The 20,199-nt window shown below is 36.0% G+C and carries 20 protein-coding genes; 1 reads left to right on the plus strand and 19 read right to left on the minus strand.

The features are described 5' to 3' along the window. Nucleotides 1-63: 63 nt before the first annotated feature. The 12 genes from era to rpsU form a co-directional block, all read right to left on the minus strand. Entirely contained in the window at nucleotides 64-969 is a 906-nt protein-coding gene (gene era, locus LD272_RS12470; RefSeq protein WP_226036935.1) for a GTPase Era, read from the minus strand. 278 nt (nucleotides 970-1,247) lie between these two features. Beyond that, the gene (locus tag LD272_RS12475) at nucleotides 1,248-1,625 is read right to left on the minus strand and encodes a diacylglycerol kinase family protein (RefSeq protein ID WP_226036936.1); all 378 of its coding nucleotides are present in this window, start codon (nucleotides 1,623-1,625) and stop codon (nucleotides 1,248-1,250) included. Then, nucleotides 1,600-2,067 (minus strand): rRNA maturation RNase YbeY, encoded by a 468-nt coding sequence (gene ybeY, locus LD272_RS12480; protein ID WP_226036937.1) that lies wholly within the window; start codon nucleotides 2,065-2,067, stop codon nucleotides 1,600-1,602. Before ybeY ends, LD272_RS12475 begins: the two co-directional genes overlap by 26 nt. Beyond that, nucleotides 2,067-4,247: an HD family phosphohydrolase gene (locus tag LD272_RS12485; protein ID WP_226036938.1), complete on the minus strand. Its 2,181-nt coding sequence runs from the start codon at nucleotides 4,245-4,247 to the stop codon at nucleotides 2,067-2,069. Before LD272_RS12485 ends, ybeY begins: the two co-directional genes overlap by 1 nt. Nucleotides 4,248-4,319: 72 nt before the next feature. Beyond that, complete coding sequence (locus LD272_RS12490) at nucleotides 4,320-5,276, minus strand: PhoH family protein (RefSeq protein WP_226036939.1); 957 nt, start codon at nucleotides 5,274-5,276, stop codon at nucleotides 4,320-4,322. A 2-nt stretch (nucleotides 5,277-5,278) separates the two neighbouring features. Further along, nucleotides 5,279-6,505, minus strand: a complete 1,227-nt coding sequence (gene yqfD / locus LD272_RS12495; protein ID WP_226036940.1) for a sporulation protein YqfD — start codon at nucleotides 6,503-6,505, stop codon at nucleotides 5,279-5,281. Nucleotides 6,506-6,517: 12 nt separating this feature from the next. Next, the gene (yqfC, locus tag LD272_RS12500; protein ID WP_226036941.1) at nucleotides 6,518-6,814 is read right to left on the minus strand and encodes a sporulation protein YqfC; all 297 of its coding nucleotides are present in this window, start codon (nucleotides 6,812-6,814) and stop codon (nucleotides 6,518-6,520) included. Between the two features lie 259 nt (nucleotides 6,815-7,073). After that, on the minus strand, nucleotides 7,074-7,577 hold the full coding sequence (locus tag LD272_RS12505; protein WP_226036942.1) for a YqfB family membrane protein: 504 nt from the start codon (nucleotides 7,575-7,577) through the stop codon (nucleotides 7,074-7,076). Nucleotides 7,578-7,615: 38 nt separating this feature from the next. Next, complete coding sequence (gene floA, locus LD272_RS12510; RefSeq protein ID WP_226036943.1) at nucleotides 7,616-8,605, minus strand: flotillin-like protein FloA; 990 nt, start codon at nucleotides 8,603-8,605, stop codon at nucleotides 7,616-7,618. A 25-nt stretch (nucleotides 8,606-8,630) separates the two neighbouring features. Next, nucleotides 8,631-9,959 carry an NfeD family protein gene (locus LD272_RS12515; protein ID WP_439647398.1) on the minus strand — a complete coding sequence of 443 codons (1,329 nt, stop codon included), beginning with the start codon at nucleotides 9,957-9,959 and terminating at the stop codon, nucleotides 8,631-8,633. Nucleotides 9,960-10,300: 341 nt separating this feature from the next. Further along, on the minus strand, nucleotides 10,301-10,747 hold the full coding sequence (locus LD272_RS12520) for a GatB/YqeY domain-containing protein (protein WP_226036944.1): 447 nt from the start codon (nucleotides 10,745-10,747) through the stop codon (nucleotides 10,301-10,303). A gap of 21 nt (nucleotides 10,748-10,768) precedes the next feature. Next, nucleotides 10,769-10,942, minus strand: coding sequence for a 30S ribosomal protein S21 (gene rpsU, locus LD272_RS12525; protein ID WP_153736711.1), 174 nt, complete (start codon nucleotides 10,940-10,942; stop codon nucleotides 10,769-10,771). A 204-nt stretch (nucleotides 10,943-11,146) separates the two neighbouring features. Here rpsU and LD272_RS12530 point away from each other — a divergent pair, with 204 nt between their 5' ends. Further along, on the plus strand, nucleotides 11,147-12,082 hold the full coding sequence (locus LD272_RS12530; RefSeq protein ID WP_226036945.1) for a Na/Pi symporter: 936 nt from the start codon (nucleotides 11,147-11,149) through the stop codon (nucleotides 12,080-12,082). A gap of 111 nt (nucleotides 12,083-12,193) precedes the next feature. Here the strand turns inward: LD272_RS12530 and deoC are convergent, their stop codons facing one another. The 7 genes from deoC to grpE all read right to left on the minus strand — a co-directional run bounded on the left by deoC (nucleotide 12,194) and on the right by grpE (nucleotide 20,024). Then, a complete protein-coding gene (gene deoC, locus LD272_RS12535; protein WP_226036946.1) occupies nucleotides 12,194-12,865 on the minus strand; it encodes a deoxyribose-phosphate aldolase in 672 nt (223 codons plus the stop codon). A gap of 116 nt (nucleotides 12,866-12,981) precedes the next feature. Next, nucleotides 12,982-14,334: a tRNA (N(6)-L-threonylcarbamoyladenosine(37)-C(2))-methylthiotransferase MtaB gene (gene mtaB / locus LD272_RS12540; RefSeq protein ID WP_226036947.1), complete on the minus strand. Its 1,353-nt coding sequence runs from the start codon at nucleotides 14,332-14,334 to the stop codon at nucleotides 12,982-12,984. A gap of 5 nt (nucleotides 14,335-14,339) precedes the next feature. Further along, entirely contained in the window at nucleotides 14,340-15,104 is a 765-nt protein-coding gene (locus LD272_RS12545; protein ID WP_369413975.1) for a 16S rRNA (uracil(1498)-N(3))-methyltransferase, read from the minus strand. A gap of 12 nt (nucleotides 15,105-15,116) precedes the next feature. Then, nucleotides 15,117-16,052: a 50S ribosomal protein L11 methyltransferase gene (prmA, locus tag LD272_RS12550; RefSeq protein ID WP_226036949.1), complete on the minus strand. Its 936-nt coding sequence runs from the start codon at nucleotides 16,050-16,052 to the stop codon at nucleotides 15,117-15,119. Between the two features lie 103 nt (nucleotides 16,053-16,155). Continuing rightward, nucleotides 16,156-17,277, minus strand: a complete 1,122-nt coding sequence (gene dnaJ / locus LD272_RS12555) for a molecular chaperone DnaJ (protein WP_226036950.1) — start codon at nucleotides 17,275-17,277, stop codon at nucleotides 16,156-16,158. 288 nt (nucleotides 17,278-17,565) lie between these two features. Continuing rightward, nucleotides 17,566-19,428 (minus strand): molecular chaperone DnaK, encoded by a 1,863-nt coding sequence (dnaK, locus tag LD272_RS12560; protein ID WP_226036951.1) that lies wholly within the window; start codon nucleotides 19,426-19,428, stop codon nucleotides 17,566-17,568. Nucleotides 19,429-19,460: 32 nt separating this feature from the next. Next, on the minus strand, nucleotides 19,461-20,024 hold the full coding sequence (grpE, locus tag LD272_RS12565; RefSeq protein ID WP_255639738.1) for a nucleotide exchange factor GrpE: 564 nt from the start codon (nucleotides 20,022-20,024) through the stop codon (nucleotides 19,461-19,463). Nucleotides 20,025-20,199 lie beyond the last annotated feature (175 nt).

A 20,199-nucleotide genomic window follows, 5' to 3' on the forward strand; every position in this document is an offset into this window, starting at 1 on the left:
CTTACTACTTATAGAATTTCCAAGACTGGTCTATAACATGAGTTAAAATATTTACCATGTATGTTAATACTCATCACTTGAGAAACCATACTCAGTCAACTGATGCTGACGGTTACGCCAATCTTTTTGAACTTTCACCCATAACTCCAAGAAAATTTTTGTACCTAATAAAGCTTCAATATCTTTTCTCGCTAATTGTCCAATTTCTTTTAACATTGATCCTTGTTTGCCGATAATTATTCCCTTTTGCGACTTCCGTTCAGTTATTACAGTGGCTTGGATAAAGACATTACCCGATTTTTCTCTTGTTTCTATGTTATCAATAACGACAGCAATTGAATGAGGAATTTCTTCTCTTGTTAGCTGTAATGCCTTTTCTCTAATTAACTCACTAATAATAAATCGCTCAGGATGATCCGTTATTTGGTCTTCCGGATAATACTGGGGTCCTTCAGGAAGCTCTTGTTTAATTACTTGAAGTAAATGGTCGACATTGTTACCTTCTAGAGCTGAAATCGGAATAATTTCTTTGAAATTGTACTTGTCCTTGTACTGAACAATTAATGGTAACAAATCATCCGGGTGTACTTGATCAATTTTATTTATGATTAAAAAAACAGGACTTTTTACGTTCTGTAGTCGGTCAATAATAAATTGATCTCCTCTACCATATCCTTCAGCAGCATTGATCATGAACATAATTACATCTACTTCATTCAGAGAATTTTCAGCCATTTTCACCATAAAATCACCTAATTTGTGTTTAGGCTTATGAATGCCGGGTGTATCAATGAAAATCAATTGGGCTTCATCTTCTGTCAAAACTCCCTGTATTTTGTTCCTTGTTGTTTGTGGCTTATCACTCATTATTGCAATTTTTTGACCTATTACTTTATTCATAAACGTTGATTTACCAACATTTGGTCTGCCAATTATTGATATGAATCCTGATTTATAAGTGTTTCCCATGTTGTTTGCCTCCATTGTATTGTCGATTCAACTAATTCATTTAACATCATTTTACTATAAAACCAATTTACTTTCATATTTTCGACAAAACATCTCTAAAAAAATAGAACATTATTATTCCGTTTGAGTTTTACTTTAATAAAAAATCCCTTAACACCAAACAAGGATTAAGGAATTTTTAGTTTAACATTTTATTAAATATATATTCTTTTAATAACTTATTTAATTAAAACGACAGTGTTTATCCTATTTTTTCAGAAATTCATCAAAATTAGTCACTAAAACAAATCAATTACTTTTGGTAAAAAGATAATCAAGCCATTAACCACTGAAACAAGAGCAGCAACAAATACAGCCCCAGCCGATATATCTTTAATAATGCCGACTAACGGGTGTATTTCTGGGGCCAAATAATTTAATACTCTTTCAATTGCAGTATTAATCATTTCAAAGGTTAAAACAAATCCAATCGTCAATAAAATAAGCACCCATTCTATCGAACTTAATTGGAAAATAAAACCAAATATAACAACTATTATTGTTAACACTAGATGTACTTTAAAGTTTATTTCAGTTCTTACTACCTCACTAATTCCATTAAGAGCACAACTGATACCAATTTGACGTTTTTTACTGTCTTGGGAGTCCAAAGGCATCTAAAATTTCCTCTTGTCTAGTAAACATTTTTTTTTCGTCCTCTTCGTTCATGTGATCGTAACCTATAAGATGGAGAAAACCATGTAATACAAGAAACCCTAGTTCTCTTTGGAATGAATGCTGATACTCCTCTGCTTGCTCCTTTATTTTATCTACAGATATTACAATATCACCTAAAACTACTGGCAATTCTTCTCCGATAATTTCAACCTCACCCTCGCCTCTTTCTAAAAGTGCAAATGATATGACGTCAGTTGGTTTATCTATTTGACGGTAGTTTCGATTAATTATTTGTATTTCGTTGTTATCAACAAAATTTATTGAAATCTCTGCTTCGCTGGCAACCTTTTCCTCTGTTCCTGCAAACGTAATTAATCGCTCAATCATATCAATCTGGTCATGGACAATAGAATTCGTCTCATCATGAAAATCAATTTGCATTAGTTTGCCTCCTTCACTTTTTCTTTAGGATACTGGATTCTAGAATGAAATATTCCATTCAATGCTTCACATATCGCCTTTTGAATTGACTCTAACTCCCTGAAAGTTAATGAACTATCATTCAGTTGACCATCCATAAGCCGGTCGTTAATAATTGAGTTTACTATCTCCTCGATTTTATCTTTGGTTGGATTTTCTAATGACCTTACCGCAGCTTCCACTGAATCACAAATACATACTATTGCCGCTTCCTTACTTCGAGGTTTTGGACCTGGATAACGGAAATCGTTCTCGTGAACATTTTTATATTTCTCCCTAGCCCCAAAATAGAAATATTTAAGCAAACTTGTACCATGGTGTTGCTCTGCTATATCGATAATCTCTTTAGGAAGACGATGTTTCCTTAATAGGCTTGCTCCGTCATAAGGGTGACTAATTATAATTTCTGCACTTTGTATAGGTTCTAATAAATCATGAGGGTTTTTAATTCCCATTTGATTCTCGATAAAATAGTGTGGGCGAACTGTCTTCCCAAGGTCATGATAATACGATGCCACACGTGCTAGCAACCCATTTGCACCGATAGATTCACATGAAGATTCACTAAGGTTTGCAACCATTATACTATGATGGTAAGTACCAGGTGCCTCTGTTAATATTTTTCTCAATATAGGATGATTAGGATTGGATAATGTCAATAACTTTGTATCAGACAGTATTCCAAGTCCTGTTTCGAAAAATGGTAACATCCCAATTGTTAATACTGCCGACAGAAAAGCTGCTGCTATTCCAAATCCCATCAGAAGTATCGAATCAGAAAAGGTATATTTTTCGTAGGACAGTAATAGAAATATTAGTACCGTAAACATATTAACTACCGTAATACCAAGCCCTGCTTTTAAAATAGCTGTTCGATCTTTTAAGTTTATTAAAAATATTATACCAGCAAGTTGAGTTAATAATAAGTATAGACAAGCTTCCATATTTAAAGAACCTGGAAGTTCTGAGTTGAAAATAACACTTCCTAATATAGCGTATATAAATGACATAACAATCGCCAATCGTTCGTGTAAGAGTATTTTAAGTAGCATTGCGCCAGTAGCAGCTGGTACAAGTAAAAAGAATTCATTGACAGGAGTCGTATATAAGCTAACTAGCTTCATTATTGTAACTGTTAATAAACTTATAATTAATATTGAAGCTATTTTTCCAATCTCTAGTGGATATTTCTTTGAATAGATATTTATTTCATAAGCTATTACACCACAAAGTAATAACACAAGAACAACTAAACCAATAACCGGATAAATATTTCTATCATTATTTAATAAACCTACTAAGGATAACTCTTCATAAATTTCATTAGTAATCGTCTGCCCATCTCTAACAATAACTTCTCCAGCCCTAATCATCACCGGCTCCACGTTAGTAATTGCCTGTTTTTGTGCCTCCATCGTTTTATCGACAGCATAAAATGAATTGGAAACTAACGCAAACTTGGTTAATGAAAAGAGGGCAGCTTGCATACTTTCGTCTAAACTGGAATATCGTAATTTTTGATTGACGTCTTCAATTGCAGACTGTAAATTTTCAGTTCTGACGCCTTCATTCATGACATCATAGATTGATGTTGTTAATAATTCTTTAGCCAGTGATCTCTCATAAGGAGTAGCTTCGACAATTGCTAATAATCCCTCCTGGTTAAAGGCTTCAGTCAACTCTGAACTTAATACTTGTTGCAAACGTTGAACAATCTCTTGGTTTGTTAGTGGGTGTGAATTATCCTCAACAGAGGAATTGCTTGATTCATCTGTTTCTTCTGTTTCATCTACTTCAGGTACTACATTCTCTTCATGTTGATTGTTTATCGCATCAAACAGCTCACTGATATAATCGATTCGTTCCTCGGTAATCTCAGTTGAAACTTCGAAACGATCCTCAATAGATTGAACTGCTTCTCTAGTCTTCCTATCTGTTTCCTTAACATTTTCAATTGTAATTGGTGAACGTATCGTGTCTTTTGCATTGCTAAATCGTTCGATGTCATAAGTCTGTGTATATACATTGCTTAATGTTACAAGAAAGAAAAGACAACCTAATAGCACGATAGGAAATATTATTTGAATCCATTTTCTTTTATTTTTAATATAATGAATACTTCGATTCCAAATATGCTTCATTAGGTTATCCCCTTTTTCTAAAGAGCAGTAAATACAGAAATAAGACCCGACCTGGGTCTTAAATCATATCGGTTATTCCTTTTCATAAGCATCGATGATTTTTTGAACAAGCGGATGACGAACAACATCAGATTGTTGTAAATAAATGAATGAAATCCCTTTAATATTAGCAAGCTTTGTCTCGATTACCTTTAAACCTGAATTGATACCTCTTGGTAAGTCAACTTGAGTTATGTCACCAGTAATTACCATTTTAGAACCAAATCCAAGTCGCGTTAAGAACATTTTCATTTGAGCTGGTGTGGTATTTTGCGCTTCATCTAAAATGACAAATGCATCATCAAGAGTTCGCCCTCTCATATATGCTAATGGGGCAATTTCAATTGTACCTCTTTCAATCAACCTTAGCGTATGTTCATTACCTAAAACATCATGTAGAGCATCATATAACGGTCGTAAGTATGGATCCACTTTTTCTTTCAAATCCCCAGGTAAAAAACCTAAACTCTCTCCCGCTTCTACTGCCGGCCTTGTTAAGATGATTTTTTTGACAGAACCTTTTTTCAAGGCATTTACCGCCATGACGACAGCTAAATATGTTTTCCCGGTACCTGCTGGTCCAATACCAAACACCAAATCATCGGATTTAATCGCCGAAACATAGCTTCTCTGGCCTAATGTTTTGACACGAATTGATTTACCTTTGGCATTTTTAGTTATTTCATCTTCAAACAATGCTTCAAACTGTTTTATTTTTCCTTTTTTTGCTAGTTCAACAGCATAAACAACATCCCTTTCGGATATTGATAGCCCTTTCCTAATAATACCAAGTAATGCCAAAAGAATTTCTTCAATAAGCTGGATATCTTCGTTAGTCCCAGAAGCTCTTACTTGCTCACCTCTAGTAACAATAGAAACCTTTAATTGTTCTTCGATTTGTTTTAAATTTCTATCCTCGATACCAAATAAGCTCAATGCCTCATTTGGGTTATCTAATTGTAAGTCAATTGTTTTTAGATCTTCAGGCATAATCAATCTCCTTGAGATATTGGTTGATTTTTTGCTATATTTTCATAAACTGTAAAATAAAGTGTTAATTTTACTTTACCACGCTCCATACGTTCGTGCAAAACTTTTTCAAAAGTAATCGTTGCGTTGTTGCCTAAAATATTTTGAAGATCTTTCTCAGCTTGTTTAATACCATCATTAACAGCTTCAGCTTTGGTTCTTTTCGTTGAGACAATATTTTTTTCCTGAACATTTTGCTTAACATAAGAAATAGGAATCTCCCACTTCAGAAAATTAAATGTACTTTCTTCCGCTTCAATTTGCACTTGATCATAATCGGGATTCTTAAAACCCCAAATTGGCAATAGATACTTTCCTAACCTTAAGTAATGTTTAACTTTATTTTCTCCAGTTAACACATCATAATTCACTTCTAATGGAATATTAACTTTAGATTCATACCAAGTTTTAGCAATTACTTCAGCTTCCGCAGTAACTAATTTCTTTGCTTGTTGTTTTTTCTCATCCTTCTTTTCTTCTTCCTTTACATTCTTCCTTCCTAGTTCACCTGAGACTAATAATTGACCCTTCTTGACTAGATCATTCACTTCAACCATAGGTTGTCCCTTTGAAACAAACATATCAACGATGACACCTTCTTTTGCAGCAATTATGTTCCTAGCACCAGCATCCTCTCTTTCTTCGACTACAGTCTTCTCTACACCTTCTAAGTGATAAGTTGTCCCTTTCTCAGTTACACCTACCCATAACAATTCAGGTATGTCAGTCAGAAGTTTTTGTTGAATTTCTCCAGGAGACCCAATGGTAAACTTTAATGCCCCGGGGTGAATTCCGTATTGATTCAGTTGATTGTCAATTCTTTTCTCAAGCTCTGGATGTACATTTTTAATCTTTACGTCCCATACAATGTTAGATAATAGAAAAACGAATAGCACACTCATTAATAAACTAACTATCAGTGGCTTTCTATAGAAAAACTGTTTAAATATAAAAGGAAGTCCTTTTTTTCTTAAAAAACGAACTTTATAAACCGTATTTCTTCGAATGGCTCTAATATGTGATATATCGTTTAAACGCACATTCCCCTGACATACAGTATCACTTGTTCTTTTTATATTCCAAGTGAAAATTCCGTTTCTAGCACATAAATCGAAAAACAATTCTGGATGATGCCCTTCTATCTTGATCGTAACATAACCAGTTAAAAAGATACTTTGTGTTTGTTTCATCATTGCCTCCTTTCATCGTTCCTTATTTTCATTGTCTATAAATTTAATTTCACTAATCGTACCTTCTAATAAAATCTCTTCGGGCAACATCATCTTTAAAACAAAGTCCTTTCCAGAAATTTTTAAATACCCATACTGCATATTTAACCTGAGTTCATTGTCAGAAAATAATAGTAGTCCTTTATGATTCTCTATGTATGCGTGCAATTGTCCGATTGTTGTAATTCTCGGTAGTTCGAGGATCACATCAGAAGGAAGTTCAAGATGATGTGCAAGCCAATTTCCGATGTGTTTTCGCCATATTTTCATCGATGTGTTGCCTCCTCTCACATACATAATATGAGTAAAACAACAGTATCAGAACAGTAAAATATCGACGCGATATCGGCTAGCAGTTCCTTTAGCTTACTCGTCGCAAAACACTTCGAGGTAATTTCACCTGATGTTATTTCGCCGGAGCTTGACGTAGCACAATCCTATCATTAGTTATTCACATGGCAACGATTATTTAATTCCAAAGCAAGCACTAAAAAAACCTTTGCCACACTAAGGTGGCAAAGGTTTCCTACTAATTTCTTCTATTGTTTATTACACTACGATATGGTTTTAACGACTTTGGAGAACCTAATACTTCTGCCATAACTACACTCTCTGCAAGGCCCTTTTTCGTTAAGTTCCTCTTAATAGAGATGTTTTTCTTCGGACCCAAATTTTGTTTATCTTGGTTAGTTTCATTAGGCGCAGAATTTTTAATGACATCATATATTTGCCGCTCTTGGACTAGTCGATTCGAACTATCGATAGCACCATCACTTCGAGCTTCTTTTTGTAGGTTCTCAATTTCTAATCGCTTATTCTCATAATACTTCTGAGATTCTGTCTGTCTACTCGTATCTACTTTTGTTGCACTCACTTCACCATCATCATTTCCAGAAGGAAACGGTGTTGGTGAAGGAGTTGGTCTTGGACTCTGATTCTTATTGGCTGGTTTTTCTTCTTTTTTCTTAAACAAACCAAGTATCCAGCCCGCTATTAAGATAAGAGGAAACAGCGCTCCAAACAGATCATCCACAAAAACCCTCCTTCCCGAGGATTTACTATTTAGTCTTTTTACTCTTCACTATCAGTTTCATCTTTGGAAACTTTTCCAATCGAATCACGCATATCAGTATCAGCGTTAATGTTCTTATAATTCATGTAATCCATAACACCCATGTTACCTGAACGTAAAGCTTCTGCTAAAGCAAGAGGTACATCAGCTTCTGCTTCAACAACTTTAGCGCGCATCTCTTGTACTTTTGCAAGCATTTCTTGTTCTTGTGCAACAGCCATCGCACGACGTTCTTCAGCTTTTGCTTGTGCAATGTTCTTATCAGCTTCCGCTTGATCTGTTTGTAACATAGCACCAATGTTTTTACCGATATCAATATCTGCAATATCAATCGATAGTATTTCAAATGCTGTACCTGCATCTAACCCTTTTGACAACACATTATGAGAAATTGAGTCCGGGTTTTCCAACACTTTACTATGACTAGTAGAACTACCAATTGTACTTACAATACCTTCACCAACACGGGCAATAACTGTTTCTTCACCAGCACCACCAACAAGTCGATCAATATTAGCTCGTACAGTTATTCTTGCTTTCGCTTTAACTTCAATACCATCCATAGAGATACCTGCAATAAATGGTGTCTCAATCACCTTAGGATTTACACTCATTTGTACTGCTTCTAATACATCACGGCCAGCCAGGTCAATCGCAGCAGCTCGTTCGAAGCCTAATTCAATATTAGCACGTTGCGCGGCAATCAACGCGTTCACTACGCGGTCTACATTACCACCTGCTAAGTAATGGCTTTCTAACTGGTTCGTATCTACATCAAGACCAGCTTTATGTGCCTTGATAAGTGGATTGATTACTCGTGCTGGTACAACCCTTCTTAAACGCATTCCAACAAGAGTGAAGATGCTAACACGAACACCAGCTGCTAATGCACTTATCCAAAGCATTACTGGAATGAAGGTAAATAAAACTGCAATTGCAATCAATATAATCCCGATTAAGATAATCGGCATAAGTTCCTGTATTTCCATATTAAATTCCTCCTATTTCTAAAATCTATTTTATTTCTCGAACTACAATTCGAGATCCTTCCGTTTTAACAATTTTAAGCTCAACATTTGCTTGAATAAAAGATCCCTCTGAAACCACATCAAGTCGTTCTTCATCAAAAATAGCCGTTCCAGCAGGTCTTAGCGGAGTTACCGACTTTCCTTCTAAGCCAATCAAGTCAAGACGATTTACTGATGATACATAGCCCTTTTCAGTCGACGTTGAGTCTTGAAGAATAAGGTGTCTAAAAATTCCTTTATTCAAGCCTATTCTCCTAAATAAAATTGCAGAAACGATAATCGATAAAAGAAGAGCAATACCAACACTCATTGCCATCTGTCCAATATCGTTACCGGAAAGTAGTAAAGAGCCTATTACTGCCCCAATTCCGACTATACCTAGGATTCCTCCTGGTACAAATATCTCAGCCACAATTGCTATTAGTCCTAATACTAACAAAATAACTGCTTCGTAGCCAGCAAGTCCTGCAACAATGTGCCCATAGAAAAACAGTACTAAGGACAATAAACCTATTGAACCTGGAATACCAAATCCTGGTGAATACAGTTCAACAATTAATCCAATACTAGCCATTGATAACAAGATAGGAACAACAACCGGGTTTGTTAAGAAACGTGCAATCTCCTCAGAAATTGTAGTTTCCATTTCTACAATAGTTGCCTTATCCAATTCCAGCTCGTTTAATAATTCAGTCCGGTGATTGACAATTGCCTCTGCATAGCCTATTTCAACTGCAGAATTTGGATCAAGTGTTAAAAATTCACCTTCAGGCGCCCCGTATTCAGGCATATCAATATCAGGATCTGACATAGCTAATGCATAAATGGGGTCTCTACCTTTTGACTCTGCTGCACTTTTCATAGAAGCAAACCATGCAGACTGCGCCTTCATATCTGCCGCATTTCCATCTCCCGTAATTACTCCACTAGCCCCCATCGTTGCTTGAGGCTTCATAAAAATATTGTCCGTATTTAGAGCAATATAAGAACCTGCAGATAGTGCTCGGTTAGTGACAAATGAAGTAGTCGTAATATCTAAATCCTGCAGTATTTCAGCAATATTTCCAGCCGCATCCACTCTGCCACCAGGTGTGTTAATTTCAAAAATAATATGGTCAGCATTTTCTGTTGTAGCTTCGTTGGTCGTTCTTCTTAAAAACGCTTCTAATCCTCTTTCAACTTCTTTTTCAATTGGAATAACATAAACTAATTTCCCTTCCCCAGTCTCTTCTGCCTCTGAGGTCCCAGGCTGGATTGAAAGAAGAGATATAATACCAATTAACGCTACTAAAAGAGCAAAATATTTTTTATTCACTACTATCCTCCTTTCACAATAGTTTATATACGTATAAACTGTTTAGCAGGTTTCATAATGATTAAAATTCCCAATATTAATAAATAAATCCGGAATTTTCTCGTATGTATTGATGTAGTAAACTAATAAACTTAGGAAGCAAAACTTTAAAATAAGACAGAAGGTAAACCTCTTTAATACGTATTCATTGCTCATTTTACTAGTTAATCGACTAAGAAAAGACCTGTAACAAAATAAATAATCCCTTGTCACACATGTGACAAGGGATCCTCTTGTTATTAACATATATTAACTCATTATATGTTAATAATATAATAGATTTTAGTCATTTAGTATAGGGTTTAAGACAAATGTTTCAGTACTAACTGATTTACTTTTGAGCCGTCTGCTTTTCCTTTTACTTTAGGCATTAGAGCGCTCATTACTTTACCCATATCTTTTTTAGATGACACATCTACTTCTTTAATTGTTTCTAAAACAATTTCTTCAAGCTCTTCTTGAGAAAGCTGCTTTGGCATATATGCTTGTAAAACTTTTATCTCATCATCAAGTTTCTCTACAAGATCATTGCGTCCAGCTTCTTTAAATTCATGGAGGGAATCTTTTCGCTGTTTTAACTCTCGAGTCAAAACAGTGAGTTCTTCTTCTTCAGATAATTCGTCCTTACCCAGTTTTATAGCATCATTCTGTAAAGATGCTTTAACCATGCGAATGACATTTAAGGTTTGTTTATCCTTATTCCTCATCGCTTGCTTCATATCCCGGTTTAGACGTTCAACTAATGACATTATACCTTACACCCTCTTCAATTACTTACGCTTTCTAGCCGCCTCAGATTTCTTCTTACGGCGCACACTTGGTTTTTCATAAAATTCTTTCTTACGATAGTCAGCCAATGTACCAGATTTAGATACACTGCGTTTAAAGCGACGAAGAGCATCTTCAAGAGACTCGTTTTTACGAACGCGAGTTGTGTTTGACATGCTAATTTCCCTCCCTCCGAAGCATACAACAAGATTGTAACGACATATGTAATAGTACATATGCCTCCGTACAATTATAATATAATGATTTTTATTGGTCAACTTTTTTCGATATCAATTTTTCAAAAAAATTATTCCATTGTTAATCTCCTAAATAATCATGTTTGTCATCCTTGTCCATATAATGGTATAGAGGTGAACAACGTGGCAGATTTACTATCATTAGCGGCAGTATTTATTATGCTGTTCTTTTTAGGAATGAGTATTTTGAGAGTTGGGTTATATCAACTCTCATATCAAAAGATGGAAATTTTACTTACTAAATTTACCAAAAATATTTATTTAGGTGTTTTTACTGGTACTGTAACTACAGCCGTTTTACAAAGTAGCTCCTTAATAATGGTTTTAACAATTGGATTTGTTAGTATTGGTTTTTTAACGTTCAAACAATCGCTAGGTATTATTCTTGGTGCTAATATTGGAACAACAATGACAGGCGAACTAATGACATTATCCTTTATTCCGGAAATTACTTTTGTTGTTATTGGTGCATTTATGCTTTTCATTAACAATCGAGTAGTGTTCGGTGCAGGCGCTATCTTATTTGGCCTTGGTACAATTTTTGTTTCATTAGAAGGATTTGAGTCATTATCACTTTACATTAATCAAATGCCTATCCTGTCCCAGACTATCATTTATACATCAACACAACCTGAGTTTGGAGCACTATTAGGTACTGTTATTAGTGCGATCATTCAGTCATCAAGCGCCACAATTGGTATTACTATGAGTTTCTTAAACGAAGGTATATTGCACTTAGCACCTTCGATTGCCATCGTGTTAGGTGCCAATATTGGTACATGCTTCACTTCATTATTAGCAATGGTTGGTTCAAAAAAAGAAGCAAAATTAGTTGGTATGGCACATATTTGGTTTAACATCATAGGTGTACTTCTATTTTTGCCTTTTTTAGGGTGGTTATCACAGATTGCGGAGTTACTTTCGTCTGATCCAAAGCAACAATTAGCTCATATCTCTGTCTTGTTTAATATTGCCACTGTATTGTTATTCTTACCTTTCATCAATTTATTTGAATCCTTCATCAGAAGGTTACATAGTACAGACAGGAGAGAAAGTTGAATACTATTTGTGGTCAAATAAACTAGTTAGGGTAGTTACTATTAGCTAAAGCATTATTGATAATACAAATGGAACACCTTCACTGCTAGAGAAGGTGTTCCATTTCGCTCATTAATAATCCGAAGTTCCTGATTCTCCTGCAATAATTTGAACCCCTGCACTTGCACCAATTCGAGTAGCGCCCGCTTTGATCATTGCATCTGTTGCCTGTCGATCCCGTACTCCTCCAGAAGCTTTCACTCCCATTTCAGGACCTACTGTCTTTCTCATTAACGCAATATCTTCAATGGTTGCTCCTCCACCAGAAAAACCCGTAGAGGTTTTGACATAATCCGCGCCTACTTTTTTGGCAAGCTCACAAGCTTTAACTTTTTCAGCATCTGTTAAAAGAGATGTCTCAATAATAACCTTAGTTAGCGCCTTTTTCTTGGCAGCCTTAACAACAGCTTTAATATCTTCTTCAACAGTATCGTAGTCATTTGATTTTAAAGCCCCAACATTAATGACCATATCTACTTCAGTTGCACCATTTCTAATTGCATTTTCAGTCTCAAACACTTTCGTTTCTGTAGTTGTGGAACCTAATGGGAAACCAATAACAGTACAAACTTTAACCTCGGTATCCTTTAAACGCTCATAACAATAACTCACCCAATACGGATTTACACAAACAGAAGCAAATCCGCTTTCCCTAGCCTCTGCAATTATTATATCGATTTTTTCTTTGTCAGTATCTGGTTTTAATTGGGTGTGATCAATCATTTTCGCTAATTCTTTACTCATAGTGAACACTTCCTTCCATGTTTACAATATGTACATGAACTCATGATAGCATGTTGCATTTAAATCAACAAATTCATCTTTATTTTGAACTTAAATAAACCCAGCATAAGCTGGGTCTATGATAAAAGCTCTATTCTATTATTGGTATTATCTTCGTCCATTATACGAACAAATTGTCCTTCATTATATGGGTAGCCTGCTAGTGTTATCTTCACTCGTACAATTTTCCCAATTAAGTCCTCTGAACCTTGAAATTTAACTTTCAAATAATTATCCGTATAACCTATTAATAGATTTTCATCGTCATTAGAGTGTTCTTCAGGTATAACCTCAAGCACTTCTCCTTCAAATGAAGAAGCATACTCCTTCGCTTGCTGGTCAGATAGTTCGATTAACTTGTGAACTCGATCATTTTTCAGGTTAACATCCACTTGATCTTGCATTCGTGCAGCAGGTGTACCAGTCCGTTTAGAGAAAGGAAAAACATGAAGTTCTGAGTACCCTATTTCTCTGATAAAATTGTAAGTTTCCATAAACTCTTCATCTGTCTCTCCAGGAAACCCAACAATTACATCTGATGTGATTGCGAGGCGCGGTAATGCCAGTTTAATTTTATCTACCTTTTCTTTATAAAATTCCGGAGAATATTTACGTCTCATGCGTTCCAAAACAGATTTCGATCCAGACTGCAGCGGGATATGCAAATGACGTACAATTTTCTCGGATTGATTTAAGACCTCAATTACTTCATCAGTAATCTGACTAGCTTCAATAGAAGAGATACGTATTCGCTTCAATCCATTAACTTTTGTTTCTAATTCTCTTAGAAGATGAGCAAAATTATAATCTTTCAAATCTTCGCCATATCCTGCTGTATGAATACCCGTTAGCACTATTTCTTTATAACCTGCATCTACTAACTGTTGCGCCTGCGTTAATACATGTACGGGCTCTCTAGACCTTAGTAGTCCACGTGACCATGGAATAATGCAGAAAGTACAGAAATTATTACACCCCTCTTGAATCTTCAAAGAAGCGCGTGTTCTATCCGTAAATGCAGGTACATCCATTTCTTCAAATACGCGATTTTTCATAATATTGGAGACACCATTAATTGGCAAACGATCTTTTTTGTGTTCTTCTATGTATTCAATCATTTTACCGCGATTTTGTGTTCCTACGACTACATCAACTCCAGGAATTTCCATGACTTCCCCTGGTGATGTTTGAGCATAACATCCTGTAACACAGACTACCGCTTCTGGATTTTTTCTTATCGCACGTCGAATCACTTGTCTACTCTTTTTGTCTCCAGTGTTCGTTACAGTACAAGTATTAATAACATAGACATCAGATTGACGATCAAATTCTACTCGTTCGTAGCCTTCAGCCTTGAATTTTTGCCAAATTCCTTCTGTCTCGTAATGGTTTACTTTACAGCCTAATGTATGAAAAGCAACAGTTGTCATTTTCATCACCTCAATTCTTCAAAATGATAAGAAATACTCGCTAACAAATATAAAGAAGCTGTTTCCGTCCGCAGAATTCTAGGACCTAGTCTTACAGAATGAAAGCCTGCTTGTTTAAGTGCATTAACTTCCTCTATTGTATATCCGCCTTCAGGTCCTATACAAGCTATCACCTTATGGTTTATTTGTATCTGATTAAGTACATCACTAAGTTTCTGAAAATTATCTGAACGAGCTTCTTCTTCATAGGCAAATAGCTTCACGTCATAATTTTGACTGTCCTCTAACAATTGTTTAAAACTATAAATTGATTCAACTGTTGGAATAAAGCTACGATGGGATTGTTCACTTGCTTCTTTAACTATTTTTTTAAATCTGTCTAATTTCTTTACTATTTTCTTTTGATCCCATTTTACTACTGATCGATCTGCTTGAAAAGGAATAAAAGCTGATGCTCCAAGTTCTGTTCCCTTTTGTAAAATAAGATCCAGTTTATCACTCTTAGGAAGTCCTTGAGCTATCGTTACATGTACAGGTAATTCGACTTTCTCATCACGCCACTCAACTACATTTGCAATCACAAAATCGCTTGATACCTGTTCAATCGTACACGTTGCTGACCTTCCATCAAGGTGATTGCAAATAATTTCGTCTCCCTTATCCATTCGCATGACACGAGTGATATGGTGAACATCATTACCAGTGATTGTAACCACATCATCAGTTGACCAATTTGATTCAGAAACAAAATAACGTTGCAAAAGGAGCACCTGCTTTCCTCACTATTTCTTCGCGATAATTGCTATCCAGTCTTCCATTTGGTTTACTTCCACAATCTCAAATCCTGCATTAATAAGTGCATCTTTCACTTGCTGTTTTTTCCCCTGAATAATTCCAGATGTAATAAATAAGCCACCGGGCTTCAAACAATCATAGGCAGTCTTCTCAAATTGCATAATAATCTCCGCCAAGATGTTGGATACAATCACATCAGCTTGTTGATTCACATTATCAAGTAGACTATTCTGCTTAGCGTGTATTTTGTTATCAACTTTATTTAACTTTGCATTCGAGATTGTACTTTCCACTGCTATTTCGTCTAGGTCAAAAGCATAAACTTCTTTCGCACCTAGTAGAGCAGAAGCTATGCTTAAAACGCCAGAACCAGAACCTACATCGATAATTGTTTGATCCTTACTAATAAATCGTTCTAGAGCTTGAATACTTAAGACGGTCGTTGGGTGTGTACCTGTACCAAATGCCATCCCTGGATCAAGTTCTATGATAATTTCATCACTAGAAACAGGCTTATACTCCTCCCAAGTTGGGGTGATTGTTACTTTTTCTGAAATTTTAACTGGCTTATAATATTTTTTCCAAGCTGTTGCCCAATCTTCCTCATTAATTTCATTTAATGTTAATTGATTGGTACCAAGGTCAATATCATATAATAGTAAGTTGTTAACAGCCTGTTTGATCTCATCAACTGATTCAGCTAAAAAACTATTGGCAGGTAAATATGCTTTTACAAAGACACCTTCCTCTGGATAATCATTAGGATTCAAATCATAAATTTCTCCATAAAAAGACTCTCGTTCCTTGACCAAATCACTTGGATCTTCAATCACAACCCCACTCGCTCCAGCTTCATGTAGGATGTTCGAAATCGGCTCAATTGCTTCATTGGTCGTATGGATACACAACTCAGACCACTTCAAAATGATCACTCATTTCATCAGTTATTTTCCTATATTAAAACAGCAATCCAAAATTAACCTTAATCACTTATAGAGTAAGTGTTTATCGGACTTAGAGTTTCTATTACCCTTTAAAGGCTCTTTTCACACGTTGAAAGAAAGTATCTTCTTGTTCGTCTGCAGGCTGTTTTCCACTGATATCATTAAATTCACGCAACAGTTCTTTTTGTCTATCTGACAAGTTCGTTGGAGTTATCACTCTTATTTTGACATGTTGATCACCTTGTCCATAGCCCCGTACATTAGGCGCACCTTTACCTTTTAGGCGGAAGGTTTTACCTGTTTGCGTTCCTGCTGGTATCTTCAATTTCACTCGACCATGTACTGTCGGGATTTCAACTTCATCTCCTAAACCGGCTTGAGTGAATGTAACAGGCATTTCACAGAAAATATGATCTCCTTCGCGCTGATAAAACTCATGTGACCGAATTTGCACAACAACATACAAGTCACCTGCTGGTCCACCGTTCACACCAGGTTCACCTTGACCAGGCATTCTTATTTGTTGTCCTTCGTCAATTCCAGCTGGAATATCAATATGGATTTTCTTACGTTTTTTAACCTTACCTGCTCCACCGCACGTATTACATTTGTCTGGAATAATTTTTCCTGAACCTTGACAATGATGACATACTCGTTTGTTTACAACTCTGCCAAACGGTGTATTCTGTTCCATGTTTAATTGACCAGATCCATTACAATGTGTACATGTTTTTGGCTGGGTTCCTGGTTTTGCACCCGAACCATCACATGTTTCACAAGTTTCCTCTTTCGGTATTTCTATATCCGTCTCTTTTCCGAAAATAGCTTCTTCAAAATTTAATGTCATTGTGTACTGTAAGTCAGCGCCTTGTCTTGGGGCGTTAGGATCACGACGTCTTCCTCCACCACCAAAGAACATGTCAAATATGTCACCAAAGCCACCCATATCTTCAGCTCCACCAAAGCCACCAAACCCTTGACTTTGAGGACCTGCATGACCAAATTGGTCATACTGCGCACGTTTTTGTTCATCACCAAGCACTTCATAAGCTTCCTTAGCTTCTTTAAATTTATCGGCAGCATCATCTTCTTTATTAACATCTGGATGATATTTTCTAGCTAATTTCCGATATGCTTTTTTCATTTCATCTTTTGATGCATCCTTAGAGACACCAAGTATTTCATAATAGTCTCGTTTACTCACTTGAAATCACTCTCCCGACTCTCTTATTGCATAAGCATAGAGTTTATATTAACATTTATCACATTTATTGAGCAAATGTTAATAATTTTGTTATTTAGTTCACTCTAAGCATTCTGCTACACTGAAATCTACTTTTGTCTTTTGCTTTATACACTCTTTTCACAGATTATCTTGGTCATTAAAAAAGCCAAAGCCAAGAAGATCCTGACTTTGACTTTTTTAAATCTTTATTTATCTATATGCAGGTTAGCTACTTAGTTTAAAATAACTCATTGTTCCTACATCAATTTACTTTTTTTCGTCTTCTTCATTCTTATCTTCTGTTTCTTTATTCTCTTCATTTACTTCTTCATAGTCTGCATCAACGACATCCTCTTGGTTCTCTCCACCTTCAGCACCCGCTTCTGCTTGTGCATCAGCTGCAGCTTGCTCATAAAGCTTGACAGAAAGAGCTTGAACTTGTTCTTCAAGGGCTTCTTTCTTCTCCTTGATTTGATCGAAGTCTTCTGTTTCTAAAGCTTTTTGAAGTTCATCTTTTGCAGTTTCTGCTTTTTCCTTTTCTTCATCAGAAACTTTATCACCAAGATCTTTTATTGTTTTATCTGTTGTAAAGATCATTTGATCTGCTTCATTACGAAGTTCGATCTGTTCGCGACGCTTTTTGTCTTCTTCTGCATTTTCCTCTGCGTCTTTTACCATTTGTTCTACTTCTTCATCTGAAAGACCAGAAGAAGATTTAATAGTAATCGATTGCTCTTTATTTGTTCCCATATCTTTAGCACGAACATTAACGATACCATTAGAGTCAATATCGAAAGAAACTTCGATTTGAGGTACACCACGTGGTGCTGGTGGGATATCGGTCAATTGGAAACGACCCAAGGTCTTGTTATCAGACGCCATTTCACGTTCCCCTTGAAGCACGTGAATATCAACAGCTGTTTGATTGTCAGCTGCAGTTGAGAATGTTTGTGAGTGACTAGTTGGAATTGTTGTATTACGCTCAATCAACTTTGTTGTTACACTTCCCATTGTTTCAATACCTAAAGAAAGTGGAGTAACGTCAAGAAGAACAACATCCTTTACATCACCTTGAAGAACACCAGCTTGAATAGCAGCACCAAGTGCAACTACCTCATCAGGGTTAACCCCTTTAGAAGGATCTTTTCCAACTTCTTTTTTAATTGCCTCTTGAACAGCAGGAATACGAGTAGAACCACCTACTAGAAGTACTTTATCAATATCTTTAGCAGCCATTTTAGCATCTTTTAAAGCTTGGCGAGTAGGACCCATAGTACGCTCTACTAACCCAGATGAAAGCTCATCAAATTTTGCTCTAGTTAAGTTCATCTCTAAGTGTAGTGGACCTGCATCACCAGCTGTAATAAATGGTAGTGAAAGTTGAGTTTGTGCAACACCTGAAAGATCTTTTTTCGCTTTTTCAGCGGCATCCTTCAAGCGTTGAAGCGCCATTTTGTCTTTTGAAAGGTCAATCCCATTTTCTTTTTTAAATTCAGCAACCATGTGATCGATGACTACCTGATCAAAATCGTCACCGCCTAATCGATTGTCTCCAGCAGTAGATACAACTTCGAATGCACCATCACCGATATCTAGGATAGATACGTCGAATGTACCGCCACCAAGGTCATAAACTAGAATTGTTTGATCCTGATCTCCTTTATCAATACCATACGCAAGTGCTGCAGCAGTTGGTTCGTTAATAATACGTTCTACTTCAAGACCAGCTATTTTACCAGCATCTTTTGTAGCTTGACGTTCTGCATCGTTAAAGTATGCAGGTACAGTGATAACTGCTTTATCAACAGTTTCACCTAGATAATCTTCCGCATATGATTTGATGTGTTGTAAGATGATTGCAGAAATCTCTTGTGGTGTATGCTCTTTTCCTTCAATTTCCACTTTATAATCTGTACCCATATGACGCTTGACTGATTGAATTGTATTTGGGTTAGTAATCGCTTGACGTTTTGCTACTTCCCCTACTTGACGCTCACCATTTTTAAAAGCTACAACAGAAGGCGTTGTGCGATTTCCTTCCGGATTAGGAATAACTTTTGATTCCCCACCTTCCATAACTGCAACACATGAATTTGTTGTACCTAAGTCAATTCCAATAATTTTTCCCATGACTTATTTCCTCCCTTACTAACTATGTATTTTTATTGATTTACTTTTACCATTGCCGGACGAATTACCCGGTCATTTAATTTGTAACCTTTTTGTAGTTCTTCTACAACAACATTAGATTCGTACTGATCGTCTTCTACCTGCATAACTGCTTGATGTACTTGCGGATCAAATACTTCTCCTTCTGTTTTAACTACCTCAATACCTTCTTTTTCTAAGGCAGCTGTTAATTGGCGATATACCATCTTAACTCCTTCTATAAAACTTGCAGTAGATTCGTCTTTCACCTCTGTGTTTAGAGCTCTTTCAAAGTTATCTACAACAGGAAGAAGTTCAGTTGCTAGCGATTGCGACTTATATTTACGGTCCGCTTCTTTTTCTCTTTGTGTACGTTTGCGGAAATTATCGAATTCAGCTTGCACCCTTAACATTCGTTGATATACCTCTTCTTTTTCTTGTTTTACTGATTCCAATTCTGAATTAACTGTATCAATTACTTCTGCTTCTTCTGTTTCTTCTGTTTCTTCCCTATTTTCATCAACCAATTCTTGTTCCTCAATAATCTCTTGGTCCTTTACTTGTTCCTTTTTGTCCATGATGGTCACCTCCTAAAATATCCGTTATTCAAACCATTGTTGAATATATCATGATTAGTAATTAAAATAAATTAATTCAATTTTTCATTACGTCTAAATAAATAGAAATTGACTACACTTAGTATATCCAAATCGAAAAAAGAAGGCGTGGGAATGTTTCCCACCATCCAACATC

It is taken from the genome of Aquibacillus saliphilus, from assembly GCF_020404745.1.
Taxonomy (GTDB): domain Bacteria; phylum Bacillota; class Bacilli; order Bacillales; family Amphibacillaceae; genus Aquibacillus; species Aquibacillus saliphilus.